This is a genomic window from Labilibaculum sp. (assembly GCF_963664555.1).
Lineage (GTDB): Bacteria > Bacteroidota > Bacteroidia > Bacteroidales > Marinifilaceae > Labilibaculum.
In genome coordinates, this window is sequence record NZ_OY761461.1 from 1,205,216 (window position 1) to 1,218,226 (window position 13,011).

Sequence of the window (13,011 nt, forward strand, 5' to 3'; positions counted from 1 at the left end):
ATTTTCTTAGAATGATTACCGAATTAGATATAGTACTAAGTCCGAAGGATGCTTCAGACGAAAAATATTACCAACCTATTTTAGCTAAAAAATTAGGCGTTAATGTTTCGCAGATTCATGGAATAAAAATCCTGAGAAAATCGATTGATGCACGTCGAAGAAACATTTTAGTTAATTTGCGGTTTCGCGTTGCTTGCGGGGAAGAATTCCCTCAATCGGAAGAATTTACGTTCGATTATTCTAATGTTTCAGGTAAAAAGGAAGTGATTGTGGTTGGAGCAGGACCTGCAGGTTTGTTTGCCGCTCTTCGATTAATTGAACTGGGATATAAGCCTATTGTTCTTGAAAGAGGCAAAAGTGTTGAGGACAGAAAGAAAGATTTGGGAGAATTGCATAGAACTCGAAATGTAAATCCGGATTCGAATTATAGTTTTGGCGAAGGAGGAGCCGGAACATTCTCAGATGGGAAATTGTATACCCGCTCTAAGAAGCGTGGAGATCTTAAGAAAATTTTGAAGGTTTTGCATTTTCATGGTGCTCAGGATGACATCTTATTTGATGCACATCCTCATATCGGTACGGATGTTCTGCCAAAGGTAATCGTTCGAATGCGTGAAAATATTCTAAAAGCCGGAGGACAGGTACTTTTCTCAACAAAGGTTGTTGATTATATATTGGAAGGTGATCGAATTTGTGGTGTTGTTACTGAAAGTGGTGAGGAAATTGTTGGTGGGGGAGTAATCCTGGCAACAGGTCATTCTGCCCGGGATGTGTATCGTAAACTGCATAAACAAGGAATTGAGATAGAGGCTAAGTCATTTGCAATGGGCGTTCGAATTGAGCATTCGCAAGAGTTAATCGATCAAATTCAATATCATAATCCTGTCGGGCGAGGTGATTATCTTCCTGCGGCAAGTTACAGTTTTGTCCATCAGGTCGAAGGCCGGGGAGTGTATTCATTTTGTATGTGTCCGGGAGGTGTAATTGTTCCGGCAGCAACAGGAGACAGACAGCAGGTTGTCAATGGGATGTCTTCCTCGAATAGAAATACAGCTTTTGCAAACTCGGGTATGGCTGTTGAGATTCGTACTCAGGATTTGAAAGAGTATCAGCAATATGGTGCTTTGGCTGGTTTGTATTTTCAGGAAGAACTGGAAGAAAGAGCATTTGTTGAAGGTGGCGAAAATTTAACGGCTCCAGCACAAAGAATGAACGATTTTGTAAATGGGAAAAGGAGCAGTTCTTTACCCAAAACATCTTATCAGCCAGGAATTGTATCATCTTCCCTGCACGAGTGGTTGCCTGAGCATATTCGATTCCGTTTGCAGGAGGGATTTAAAGTGTTTGGACAAAAATCCAAAGGTTTTTTGACCAATGAGGCCGTAATTTTAGGTGTAGAATCAAGAACATCATCACCTGTGCGAATTCCCAGGGAAAGAGAAAGTTTTCAGCACATCAGAATTCAAGGGTTATTTCCTTGTGGCGAAGGTGCTGGTTATGCCGGAGGAATTGTATCTGCTGCAATGGATGGAGAGCAATGTGCCGATGCATTCGATAGGTATCAGAATCCCAATAAATAACTAGAATTCTTGTCTCCTAAATTCTGAGCAAATAATAGAGGTTGCCACCGATACATTTAAAGATTCAGAAACAGCTTGTCCGCTTGGAAAATCTGGAATGTAGAGCTTGTTGCTTACTAATTTTTGAATTGTCTCAGAAACACCTTTCCCTTCATTTCCCATAATGATGAATCCCTTTTTTTGAAGTTGACAATTGTAAATGATTTCTCCTTCGAGAAAAGTGCCGTAAATAGGGAAGTCAGGTGTTTTATATTTCAAAATTAATTCTTCAAGGGGTGTGTAAATGACCGTCACACTTGAAATTGCTCCCATGGTAGCTTGAATCACTTTTGGGTTGTAAAGATCAACCGTATTAGGGGAGCAAAATAAATGTTTTATGCCAAACCAGTCGGCTACTCTTATTATAGTTCCTAAATTCCCAGGATCCTGAACATCATCAAGAACCAGAGAAAGTGAATTCTGAATGATTGTTTCGTTTATAGCTCGAGATGGGATTTTAAAAACAGCAATTACCGATGATGGTGTTTTTAAAGAACTGATTTTTTTTATTTGAACAACATCCGTTTCAATACGATTATTGATTTTTGCCTTGTTGGAAACAGAATTACATTCTTTCCATTCTTTGGTGTAAATAAGAAATTCAACTTCGGTTTTCGCCTCAATAAGATCTGATACTAATTTATTTCCTTCTGCCACGAAAAGCTGATGCTGATCCCTGTATTTTTTCTGTTGAAGGCTGGTTATCAGCTTGATTTGATTTTTGGATAGCACGGGTTTTATTTTGAAAAATTATCATTTTAAGGCTGTTAAAGCCAAGAATATATCATCGAAGTTAAGTATCTTTGTCGTGTTTTAAACCGAATTATACTTTTATTATATTTGAAACCATACGAGAAATACAAAAGTAGTTATAATTTCCCTATTTTATTTTTTTTGGCAGGCCTGCTTTTAGTATTAGGTGCTTGTTCTACTACAAAATATGTTGGTGAAGGTGAATGTCTATTGAATAAGGTTGTTGTCCATTCGGACGATAAGTCTATTGCAGCAAGTGAATTAAAGCGCAATGTAAAGCAAACCCCAAATTTAAAAATATTAGGCGTTTGGAAATTTCATTTGGGGTTATTTAATTTATCAGGTAAGGATAAAGGAAAAGGATTTAATAAATGGTTAAGAAGAATTGGTGAGGAACCAGTTATTTATGAGGACTTTCAAACGAAGCGCTCCTTGAGACAATTGGAGATTTATTTGCAGAAAAAAGGTTACTTCAATGCTGAAGTTCGGGATTCGGTAAGTTTAAAAAGAAAAAAAGCCAAAGTATACTACTTTATAAAATCAAAGGAACCTTATCGTTATAGGAATGTTTACAGGGAAATAAATGAACTTCCTTATAATTTTCTTTCTCCATTTCAGGAGAAAGGGGAAATGTCTGATACAACTCTAATTCGTGAATATATTGTTTCCGATAAAAGTAATTCAGATGTTCAATTAGGAGATAAGGTGGATTCTGACATTTTGAATAAGGAAAGGATCCGAATTTCAAAATTATTAAAGAATCAAGGATACTTTAATTTTTCCAGAGAGTACGTTCATTTTATTATGGATAGTACTAACAAAGACAACAAAATGGATGTTTTTGTTGGGGTAAAAACTCCTGAAGACAGTAAGGCTGTTAAAAAATACAGAATCAACAAAGTATCAATATTTACAGAGTACGATCCTAAGTTGATGTTGATGAATGATGAAAAGTATTTAATGGATTTGGATACTATTCAGCATGAGGGCGTTGATTTTATTTACAGGAAAAAGATAAAAATTAAGCCCGACGTAATCTTATCTTCGATATTGATTCGTAAAAATGAACTCTACAATTTAAAATCAGTAGAACAAACATACAGCCGCCTGCAATCTTTAGGTCAGTTTAAGTTTCTAAATGTGAAATTTGAAGAGAATTTAGAATCTAATGAAGAAGAATTTGGCAGTTTAAACTGCATTATTCAATTAACGCCTCATGATCAGCAGTCTTACTCTATCGAATTTGAAGGCACTAATTCATCCGGCAATATCGGGTTTGCCGGAAATTTAAATTATCAGCACAAAAATTTATTTGGAGGAGCCGAAATTCTTGACCTTCAATTTTCAACAGCAAAAGAGACTTTAAAATCCAATGAGCAAACAGATTTTAGTTCCTCTGAATACGGAGTAGAATCAAAATTGAGTATTCCAAAATTTTTATTGCCTCTTTTAACTGCTGAGAAATTCAGGAAGTCGTACAATCCCAAAACAGTATTTTCTTTGTCGTATAATTTTCAGAAACGACCAGATTATACCCGAACCATCGCCGATGCTAGTTTTGGTTATGTTTGGAAGTCTTCAAAATACCTACGTCACACGCTTAATTTGGTAGAGTTGAATTTTGTTGACGTTAAAAATTTAAGTGAAGATTTTCTGGGATCAATAAACAATTTATATATTAAAAATTCATTTACCAATCACGTAATTACTACCAGCAGGTATTCATTGACATATAACGATCAGAATATTAATAGGCCTGGTGATTATAACTATCTCAGATTTAATTTTGAGTCGGCAGGAAATAGTCTCAAAGCAATCAATAAGTTGATTGGGAGAACTGAAAAAAATGACTTTAACGATGCCGGAAATGTAGAAGGTACCTATTATGATTTTATTGGAATTCGATTTGCCCAATATTTAAAGAGCGATATTGAATATCGGTTTAGTCATCATATTAATGAAGCTAATACAATGGTTTACCGGGTTTTTCTTGGGGCGGGTTTGCCTTACGGGAACTTAGAAGTGTTGCCATTTGAGAAAAGCTATTTTTCAGGTGGAGCGAATGGTGTTAGGGCATGGCAAGTGCGTTCATTGGGTCCGGGATCTTATTTTTCAGATGATGCAGCAATTTATCCAAACAATTCGGCAGATTTAAAACTTGAAGCTAATTTGGAATATCGTTTTAAATTATTCTGGGTTTTGGAAGGAGCCTTATTTGTAGATGCCGGTAACATTTGGGCAATTTCGAAAAAAGACGATCGTGTTGGAGCTGATTTTAAATTTGACAGGTTTTATAAAGAAATTGCTTTGGGAACAGGTTTTGGAACTCGTGTTGATTTGAATTTCATTCTTTTTCGCATTGATTTAGGTCTGAAACTGCACGATCCTTCTCTCGGGGCTGAGGAAAGGTGGATTATTGCGCATCGACCATTTAAGTTTAGTCAACTTACCTTTAATATTGGAATTGGATATCCTTTTTAAATCGCATTCGTTTGCGTAATTTTCTTATATCCAAAACAGTGCAAAATCTATAATTTCTTTTTAACTTCGTGGCAAATTGACTTCCCAGCCGATTTTATTTAGAACTATCCGATAAAAATATATTATTATGAAACGAGTATTAGATGTAGTTAAGCCAGGTGTGGTAACTGGTGACGACGTGCAAAAATTATTTCAAATTGCTAAAGAAGAAGGATTTGCTATTCCTGCAGTAAATGTTATTGGTACTAACTCAATCAATGCTGCTCTTGAAGCTGCACGTGAAGTTAACTCACCAATCATCATTCAGTTCTCAAATGGCGGTGCTTCATTTTTCGCTGGAAAAGGAATTGCTGCTGAAGGACAAGGTGCTGCTATTATTGGTGCTGTTGCAGGGGCTAAATATGTTCATGCTGTAGCTGAACATTATGGTATCCCAGTTGTATTGCATACCGATCATGCGGCTAAAAAATTACTTCCTTGGATCGATGGTTTATTGACTGCAGGTGAAACTTTTTTCTCAGAAACAGGAAAGCCATTGTTTAGCTCACACATGTTGGATTTATCTGAAGAACCATTGGAAGAAAATATTGGTACTTGCGCTAAGTATTTAGAGCGTATGGATAAAATGGGTATGACTATCGAAATAGAGTTAGGTTGCACTGGCGGAGAAGAAGATGGTGTAGACAATTCAGATATGGATAATTCATTATTATATACACAACCTGAAGATGTAGCCTTGGCTTATGAAACTTTATTAAAAGTTTCTTCTCGTTTTACAATTGCAGCCTCTTTTGGTAACGTACATGGTGTATATAAGCCAGGTAACGTGGTTTTAACTCCAAAAATCCTATTGAATTCTCAATCTTTTATTTCGGAGAAATATGGTGTAGCTAAAAATACAGTTGATTTTGTTTTCCATGGTGGATCAGGTTCAAGTGTTGAAGAAATTCGCGAAGCAATTTCTTACGGAGTTGTTAAAATGAATATTGACACAGATACTCAGTGGGCATGCTGGGATGGTGTCCGCGCTTTCGAAGCTAAGAATCATGATTATCTGCAAGGTCAAATTGGAAACCCTGATGGGGATGACAAACCAAACAAGAAATATTACGATCCTCGTGTATGGTTACGTGCAGGTGAGGTTTCTATGAAAGATCGATTAGTAAAGGCTTTCGAAGATTTAAATGGGGTAGGACGTAACTAAGCTTACTTTCTCTCAAAATATTTAAACCCGGATTTATTCCGGGTTTTTTGTTTTCAATGATTCTAAACATCAATCGTGTTTTTGAATTTGAAGTTAATTTTAGCAAATTTGAAATTCCTCGAATTCAAATACAGGCAATTAAATATAACAAATGAATAAAAATAAGCTCTCTTCCCGCGATGTGTTTTCAAGTAAGTTTGGTGTAATTGCGGCCGCAGCAGGTTCTGCTGTAGGTTTGGGGAATATCTGGAAGTTTCCATACATTACCGGAGTGTATGGCGGTGCTGCATTTTTATTTGTGTATTTAGGATTTATTGCTCTTATCGGATTGCCTGTAATGCTTTCAGAATTGGCAATCGGACGTAAATCCAAAAGGAATGTATTCGGAGCCTTTAAGTATTTAGCTCCAAATTCTCCATGGAAATTTGTAGGAATGCTTGGTGTTGCGGCTGCTGTAATGATCTTGGCATTTTATGGGGTTGTTGCAGGTTGGAGTATTGATTATATAGCTAAAGCAGCCACAGAGAGTTTTTCGGCCAAGAGCCCTGATGAGATGGAGTCGATGTTTGTGAATTTTATTGAGAGTCCTGTATCGCCAATTCTGTACCAGCTTTTATTTATGATAATGACAATGGCAATTGTTATTGTTGGAGTAAAAGATGGAATCGAAAAATATGCGAAGTTTTTAATGCCATTATTAGTTATAATAATCATTGTGCTCTGTATCAGGTCAGTAACTCTTGAGGGAGCTTCGGAGGGATTGAAGTTTCTTTTTAATCCTGATTTTTCAAAATTAACAGCCGACGGAATATTGAGCGCTTTGGGGCATGCATTTTTCTCTCTGAGTTTGGGGATGGGAACGCTGGTAACTTATGGTTCTTACATTGATAATAAGAATAATATTGCTGTAACAGCTCTTCAGGTCACTATTGCTGATACTGTGATTGCAATATTGGCGGGAATAGCTATTTTTCCTGCAGTTTTTGCATTTGGAATTGAGCCCAGTAGTGGTCCAGGTCTTGTGTTTATTACATTGCCCAATGTTTTTCAACAAATGCCAGGTGGTTTTTTCTTTTCAATTTTATTCTTTTTACTCTTGACAGTTGCAGCCTTAACATCCTCAATTTCTATACTGGAAGTTGTAGTGGCCTATTTTCGGGAAGAGCTTAATTTGAAACGGAATTTCTCAACCATTTTGGCAACCGTAATGATCTCTATTATTGGAATATTCTGCTCCTTGTCAATGGGAATGTTGAAAGAATACACAATGTTCGGTTTGAACTTTTTTGATTTGTTGGATTGGATTTCAGCTAATATACTCCTTCCGCTTGGAGGTTTATTTATTTCCTTGTTTGTGGGATGGTATTTAGGACGAAAGAAAATGGAAAAGGAGTTCGCGAAAGGAGCTTATATTGTGAATTGGCTGCTTACGGTATTTATATTCCTTGTGAAGTTTATTGCTCCTGGTGCCATTGCAATTGTTTTTCTACACGGGCTGGGAGTATTTAATTTTGGATAATTGTCATAATTTATTGATATTGTTAAGTGTTAGTTGGATTAATCATTGACATTTCAATAAAAATGAATTTTAAGCACATTGTTAGAGAGTATTTTTCCTATTCAGCTTCTGAGAAAAATGGATTATTGGTACTTGTTGTATTGTTGATGGCAATGTATTTTTTGCCTTTGGTTTTTCAGCTCGGTGAAGTATCGGAATTTGTAATCGATCAAGAAAAACAAATTCAAATTGATAGTCTCATTTCTTCGATTGAAAATAAAGAGAAGCATAAGAGGAAACAAACTCTTTTTGTGAATTTAGATTTTTTTGATCCCAATAAAGCGAGTAAAGAAGAATTGATGAATCTGGGTTTTACTTCTTTTCAAACCAACAATTTAATTAAGTTTAGAAACAAAGGAGGAAGGTTTACGGCGAAAACCGATCTTCTTAAAATTTATGGAATCTCTCAATACGACTTTGAAATACTGAACGATTACATTCGTATTTCTGTTGATGAAAATCGTAAGAAAGAGAGCCGGATAAGTTCGAAGAAAGAATACAATCTATTCTCTTTTGATCCAAATGTAATATCCTTGAATAAATGGGATAGCTTGGGCGTTAAAAAAAAGATAAGTGTTCGCATTAAAAAATATCTTGCTTCCGGAGGGAGTTTTAGGCAGGCGACTGATTTAAAAAAGATTTATGGTTTTGATTCTGCTAAGCTTGCGGAACTTTTACCTTATGTGAATATAATTGTTAAAGTTAATAGCGAAAGGTCTTCGCAAAAAATACATGTCCGGCTAAATAGCTCTGATACAACTCAATTAAAGCAACTGCCGGGGATTGGTTCTGTGCTTTCGGCGAGAATTGTTAATTATCGGGATTTATTGGGTGGATTTGTTTCGAAGGATCAAGTGCTGGAGGTTTATGGTATTTCAAAGGAAAAATTTCTTCGAATCGAATCATGTATTGAAGTCGATTCCATTTCTATCAGAAGGCTGTTGATAAATTCTTTCGATGAACTACTTTTAAGAAAACATCCTTATATCAATTTACGAATTGCAAAAGATATTATCCGTTATCGGGAGCGAAATGGCAATTTCACTTCTGTTGATCAATTACAAACTCATAAATTAATCCCTGATTCAATATTTATCAAATTGGCTCCTTATTTGGAATTAAAATAGAAAGTTGTTTGTAAGTAGAGAAAGCATTAGTTATTTACTATCTTTGTGCTCCCGCTTAGGACTGTAATTTCTTTATTTGAAGTAAATTTGTGTACTTTTCTTCGAATATATTTGAATTATAGTGAATGAATTGATAAATTTGCGGCTCAGTAAGAAAAATTAAAATTTAAAGAAGAAAATTATGATTATTATTCCGATGAAAGAAGGCGAAAACATTGAAAGAGCCTTGAAAAAATTCAAAAGAAAATTCGAAAAGACTGGAGTAATCAAAGAACTAAGAGGAAGACAGGTTTATACAAAACCTTCTGTGAAGAAAAGAGTAGAAAAGTTGCATGCTATCTACGTTCAGAATATGCAGCAGAACGAAGATTAATTTCTTTTTATTCCTTGATATCTTAATTTTTTGTATCTTGGATTATCCTTTTGGGGAAATATCCTGGATGTATGAGTTATAAGGAATCTTTTCTGTCTTATTTACAATTCGAAAAACGATATTCGGTACATACTATTCTATCTTACGATTGTGATTTGACTCAGTTTTTTGATTTCATGTCGAAAAATGAAGTTGAGGAAGTCAAAGATGTAGATTTTAAAAATGTACGGAAATGGATCGTTTTTTTGATGAATGAAGGTAACTCTTCACGAACAGTAAATAGGAAATTGTCTTCTTTGAAATCCTTTTTTAAATTCTTGTTGCGGGAATCTGTTGTTGAGACCAATCCTATGGATCGGGTTGTAGGGCCACGGCAAGGGAAGAAATTGCCTGGGTTTGTTGCAGAGCATGCAATGCAGTTACTGCGGGAAGTTGAATTTGGTGAAGGATTTGAAGGGGTTAGGGATAGATTAGTTGTTGAAATGTTTTATCAGACAGGCATGCGATTGTCAGAGTTGATGAATCTTAAAATCACTGATTTTGATCGTAAAACCTCTTTGGTGAAGGTCTTAGGTAAACGAAATAAGGAAAGGATCATTCCGGTAAGCAAGAGTCTGGAAAAACTTCTTGATGAATATCTTGAGGAAAGAAACAGAACTTTTGAAGAGAGGAGTGATTTTCTTTTTGTAACTAAAAAGGGGGTGCCTGTATACGAAAAGTTGTTGTATCGGATTGTGACAAAATATTTGTCAAAGATTACAACGCTTGCCAAGCGAAGTCCACATGTGCTGCGACATACGTTCGCTACACATTTGTTAAACAACGGAGCTGAATTGAATGCGGTTAAAGAATTGCTTGGTCATTCCAATCTTTCTGCAACTCAAATTTATACTCATACTACATTCGAGCGTTTAAATAAAGTATATAAACAAGCTCATCCAAGAGCATAATAAATGTGGGAGGTATTGGTATGGTAAATATTCAATCAATTGGTTTTGTTGCTGACAGTAAGCTTGAAACTTTTATTCAGAGTAAAGTGAATAAATTGTTGAAGCTTGATGACAATGATGTTGTTGGGGTTGAGGTTTTTCTTCGTTTGGAGAAGTCTGTTACTTCAGAAAATAAAGTAGTGGAAATTATTTTAGATTTGAAAGGTGCTGATTTGTTTGCAAAAAAGCAAAGTCAAAGCTTTGAAGAGTCTACAGATATGGTGATTGAAGCTCTTCGTCGTCAACTCGTGAAACACAAAGAAAAACTTCGCGCAAAATAATCGTAAAAAATGTTCGATTAGCTTGTGATAAATTTAAAATATTTTTACATTTGCAAACCATTTTCAGGGAAAAGTATGCCTGTTAAATAGATGGTTTGTAAGTTGCCGATATAGCTCAGTTGGTCAGAGCAGCTGATTTGTAATCAGCAGGTCGTGGGTTCGAATCCCTCTATCGGCTCGGTAATTTTTTTTGGGGAGATACCAAAGTGGCCAACTGGGGCGGACTGTAACTCCGCTGACATCGTCTTCGTAGGTTCGAATCCTGCTCTCCCCACAAAATTTCAGAAGAAACATTACTGTTTCTTTTTTGCGGGAATAGCTCAGTTGATAGAGCATCAGCCTTCCAAGCTGAGGGTCGCGAGTTTGAGTCTCGTTTCCCGCTCACATTTTTGTGATTGCCGTTGTAGCTCAGGGGTAGAGCGCTTCCTTGGTAAGGAAGAGGTCATGAGTTCAATTCTCATCAATGGCTCAGAAATATATTGTATTGTTTTTAATTGTTGTCTAATTTTAATTAACTTTTTGAGTTATGGCTAAAGAACATTTTGACAGGTCAAAACCACACGTAAATATCGGTACCATTGGTCACGTAGATCACGGTAAAACTACCTTGACTGCTGCGATCACAACTGTGTTAGCAAAAAAAGGATATTGCGAAATAAAGTCTTTCGATTCTATCGATAACGCACCTGAAGAAAAAGAAAGAGGTATTACTATTAATACTGCTCACGTTGAATATTCAACTGAGAATCGTCATTACGCTCACGTTGACTGTCCTGGTCACGCGGATTACGTAAAGAATATGGTAACTGGTGCTGCTCAGATGGATGGTGCTATTTTGGTTTGTGCTGCAACTGATGGTCCTATGCCTCAAACTCGTGAGCACATCTTGTTGGCTCGTCAGGTAAACGTTCCTAAAATGGTAGTTTTCTTGAACAAAGTTGACATGGTTGACGATGAAGAGATGCTTGAGTTGGTAGAGATGGAAGTTCGTGAGCTTTTGGATTTTTACGAATTTGATGGAGATAATACTCCGATCATCGCTGGATCTGCTCTTGGTGGATTGAATGGTGAGCCGGAATGGGAAGAAAAAATTCTTGAACTTATGGCTGCTGTTGATTCATGGATTCCACTTCCTCCTCGTGATGTAGATAAGCCTTTCTTGATGCCAATCGAGGATGTGTTCTCTATCACAGGTCGTGGTACTGTTGCAACAGGTCGTATCGAAACTGGTATTGTTAAGACTGGTGAAGAACTTCAGATTATCGGTTTAGGTGCTGAAGGTATGAAAACAGTTTGTACTGGTGTTGAGATGTTCCGTAAGATTTTGGATGAAGGTCAGGCTGGTGATAATGTTGGATTGTTGTTGAGAGGTATTGAGAAGTCTTCTATCAAACGTGGAATGGTTATTTGTCATCCTAAAACTATTACTCCTCATACAAAGATCAAAGCTGAGATTTATGTATTGAAGAAAGAAGAAGGTGGTCGTCACACTCCTTTCCATAACAAATACCGTCCTCAGTTCTATATCAGAACTCTTGATGTAACAGGTGAAATCACTCTTCCAGAAGGAGTAGAGATGGTAATGCCAGGTGATAACGTTACTATTAATGTTGAATTAATCACTCCAGTTGCTTGTTCTATAGGTTTACGTTTTGCTATGCGTGAAGGTGGTAGAACAGTAGGTGCAGGTCAGATTACTGAAATTATTGAGTAATTAAATATATAGAGATTGATCTGGTTTTTCCGGATCAATCTTAATATAGACGGGTGTAGCTCAGTTGGTAGAGCACTGGTCTCCAAAACCAGGTGTCGGGAGTTCGAGTCTCTCCACCCGTGCAAAGACAAACAAGCCTTATGAGACTAAAAATTTATTTTGAAGAAGTTTATAAAGAACTAGTTCAGAAAGTATCCTGGCCATCATGGTCTGAACTTCAAAGTAGTGCGATCGTTGTAATGGTTGCTTCCGCTATTATTGCAACAGCGATTTTCGCTATGGACTTTGGGTTCAAAAATTTGATGGATATTATATACAGTATGTTTTACTAATTCCTGAAAGAAAACATGGTTGAAATTGATAGAAAATGGTATGTTCTTAGGACTGTCGGAGGAAAAGAAAAGAAAGTCAAAGAATATATTGATAGTGAAATTTCTAATCTAGGTCTGCAGGAGTATGTATCACAGGTTCTAATTCCTACCGAAAGAGTATTTCAAGTGCGCAACGGTAAAAAAATTAGCAAGGAAAGAATATTCTTACCTGGCTATATTCTTATTGAAGCAGCACTCGTTGGCGAAATTCCCCACATCCTTCGTGGTATCACGAATGTGATTGGCTTCCTGGGGGATACTAAAGGCGGCGACCCAACACCAATGCGAATGTCAGAAGTGAATCGTATTCTTGGAAAGGTTGATGAATTATCCGGTAAAGATGAGGAGATTAATATTCCTTATTTTGTTGGAGAAATGATTAAGGTAACGGATGGACCGTTTAATGGTTTTACTGGTGTGATTGAAGAGGTGAATGCTGAGAAGAAGAAACTAAAAGTTATGGTTAAAATCTTCGGAAGAAAGACTCCTCTTGAATTAAGTTTCATGCAAGTAGAAAAAGAATAATTAAATCCTTAGAAAA

Annotated in this window: 12 protein-coding genes and 5 tRNA genes; 16 read left to right on the forward strand and 1 reads right to left on the reverse strand. The window is 36.4% G+C overall.

Features of this window, described 5'->3' with window-relative positions; translation table 11 throughout:
* Nucleotides 1-11 precede the first annotated feature (11 nt).
* Nucleotides 12-1,580 carry an NAD(P)/FAD-dependent oxidoreductase gene (locus ACKU4N_RS04860; protein WP_321321127.1) on the forward strand — a complete coding sequence of 523 codons (1,569 nt, stop codon included), beginning with the start codon at nt 12-14 and terminating at the stop codon, nt 1,578-1,580.
* On the opposite strand, the gene ACKU4N_RS04865 is transcribed toward ACKU4N_RS04860, so the two are convergent.
* Entirely contained in the window at nt 1,581-2,351 is a 771-nt protein-coding gene (locus ACKU4N_RS04865; RefSeq protein WP_321321129.1) for a TrmH family RNA methyltransferase, read from the reverse strand.
* A 108-nt stretch (nt 2,352-2,459) separates the two neighbouring features.
* On the opposite strand from ACKU4N_RS04865, the gene ACKU4N_RS04870 reads away from it, so the two are divergent.
* From ACKU4N_RS04870 to nusG, 15 genes are all read left to right on the forward strand, one after another.
* Nucleotides 2,460-4,853: a translocation and assembly module lipoprotein TamL gene (locus tag ACKU4N_RS04870; protein ID WP_321321130.1), complete on the forward strand. Its 2,394-nt coding sequence runs from the start codon at nt 2,460-2,462 to the stop codon at nt 4,851-4,853.
* A 127-nt stretch (nt 4,854-4,980) separates the two neighbouring features.
* Nucleotides 4,981-6,057: a class II fructose-bisphosphate aldolase gene (gene fbaA, locus ACKU4N_RS04875; protein WP_321321132.1), complete on the forward strand. Its 1,077-nt coding sequence runs from the start codon at nt 4,981-4,983 to the stop codon at nt 6,055-6,057.
* Nucleotides 6,058-6,208: 151 nt separating this feature from the next.
* Nucleotides 6,209-7,576, forward strand: a complete 1,368-nt coding sequence (locus tag ACKU4N_RS04880; RefSeq protein WP_321321134.1) for a sodium-dependent transporter — start codon at nt 6,209-6,211, stop codon at nt 7,574-7,576.
* Nucleotides 7,577-7,638: 62 nt separating this feature from the next.
* Nucleotides 7,639-8,742: a helix-hairpin-helix domain-containing protein gene (locus ACKU4N_RS04885; RefSeq protein ID WP_321321136.1), complete on the forward strand. Its 1,104-nt coding sequence runs from the start codon at nt 7,639-7,641 to the stop codon at nt 8,740-8,742.
* Nucleotides 8,743-8,923: 181 nt separating this feature from the next.
* Entirely contained in the window at nt 8,924-9,115 is a 192-nt protein-coding gene (gene rpsU, locus ACKU4N_RS04890; protein ID WP_101263213.1) for a 30S ribosomal protein S21, read from the forward strand.
* 71 nt (nt 9,116-9,186) lie between these two features.
* A complete protein-coding gene (locus tag ACKU4N_RS04895; RefSeq protein ID WP_321321141.1) occupies nt 9,187-10,065 on the forward strand; it encodes a phage lytic cycle repressor MrpR family protein in 879 nt (292 codons plus the stop codon).
* Between the two features lie 20 nt (nt 10,066-10,085).
* The gene (hpf, locus tag ACKU4N_RS04900; RefSeq protein WP_321321143.1) at nt 10,086-10,385 is read left to right on the forward strand and encodes a ribosome hibernation-promoting factor, HPF/YfiA family; all 300 of its coding nucleotides are present in this window, start codon (nt 10,086-10,088) and stop codon (nt 10,383-10,385) included.
* A 104-nt stretch (nt 10,386-10,489) separates the two neighbouring features.
* A tRNA-Thr gene (locus ACKU4N_RS04905) sits at nt 10,490-10,563 on the forward strand.
* A gap of 14 nt (nt 10,564-10,577) precedes the next feature.
* Nucleotides 10,578-10,659: transfer RNA gene (locus ACKU4N_RS04910), tRNA-Tyr, on the forward strand.
* Between the two features lie 35 nt (nt 10,660-10,694).
* A tRNA-Gly gene (locus tag ACKU4N_RS04915) sits at nt 10,695-10,767 on the forward strand.
* A gap of 15 nt (nt 10,768-10,782) precedes the next feature.
* Nucleotides 10,783-10,854 (forward strand) — tRNA-Thr (locus ACKU4N_RS04920).
* A gap of 57 nt (nt 10,855-10,911) precedes the next feature.
* Complete coding sequence (gene tuf / locus ACKU4N_RS04925; RefSeq protein WP_101308775.1) at nt 10,912-12,099, forward strand: elongation factor Tu; 1,188 nt, start codon at nt 10,912-10,914, stop codon at nt 12,097-12,099.
* A gap of 49 nt (nt 12,100-12,148) precedes the next feature.
* A tRNA-Trp gene (locus ACKU4N_RS04930) sits at nt 12,149-12,221 on the forward strand.
* Nucleotides 12,222-12,239: 18 nt separating this feature from the next.
* On the forward strand, nt 12,240-12,431 hold the full coding sequence (gene secE, locus ACKU4N_RS04935; protein ID WP_289529581.1) for a preprotein translocase subunit SecE: 192 nt from the start codon (nt 12,240-12,242) through the stop codon (nt 12,429-12,431).
* A gap of 15 nt (nt 12,432-12,446) precedes the next feature.
* Nucleotides 12,447-12,995 carry a transcription termination/antitermination protein NusG gene (gene nusG, locus ACKU4N_RS04940; RefSeq protein ID WP_321321146.1) on the forward strand — a complete coding sequence of 183 codons (549 nt, stop codon included), beginning with the start codon at nt 12,447-12,449 and terminating at the stop codon, nt 12,993-12,995.
* Nucleotides 12,996-13,011: the final 16 nt, after the last annotated feature.

Excerpts from the sequence above, each read along its gene's own strand:
- rpsU (WP_101263213.1), top strand. The coding sequence starts at position 8,924 with ATGATTATTATTCCGATGAAAGAAGGCGAAAACATTGAAAGAGCCTTG.
- nusG (WP_321321146.1), top strand. The coding sequence starts at position 12,447 with ATGGTTGAAATTGATAGAAAATGGTATGTTCTTAGGACTGTCGGAGGA.
- secE (WP_289529581.1), top strand. The coding sequence starts at position 12,240 with ATGAGACTAAAAATTTATTTTGAAGAAGTTTATAAAGAACTAGTTCAG.
- fbaA (WP_321321132.1), top strand. The coding sequence starts at position 4,981 with ATGAAACGAGTATTAGATGTAGTTAAGCCAGGTGTGGTAACTGGTGAC.
- tuf (WP_101308775.1), top strand. The coding sequence starts at position 10,912 with ATGGCTAAAGAACATTTTGACAGGTCAAAACCACACGTAAATATCGGT.
- ACKU4N_RS04860 (WP_321321127.1), top strand. The coding sequence starts at position 12 with ATGATTACCGAATTAGATATAGTACTAAGTCCGAAGGATGCTTCAGAC.
- ACKU4N_RS04880 (WP_321321134.1), top strand. The coding sequence starts at position 6,209 with ATGAATAAAAATAAGCTCTCTTCCCGCGATGTGTTTTCAAGTAAGTTT.
- hpf (WP_321321143.1), top strand. The coding sequence starts at position 10,086 with ATGGTAAATATTCAATCAATTGGTTTTGTTGCTGACAGTAAGCTTGAA.
- ACKU4N_RS04895 (WP_321321141.1), top strand. The coding sequence starts at position 9,187 with ATGAGTTATAAGGAATCTTTTCTGTCTTATTTACAATTCGAAAAACGA.
- ACKU4N_RS04885 (WP_321321136.1), top strand. The coding sequence starts at position 7,639 with ATGAATTTTAAGCACATTGTTAGAGAGTATTTTTCCTATTCAGCTTCT.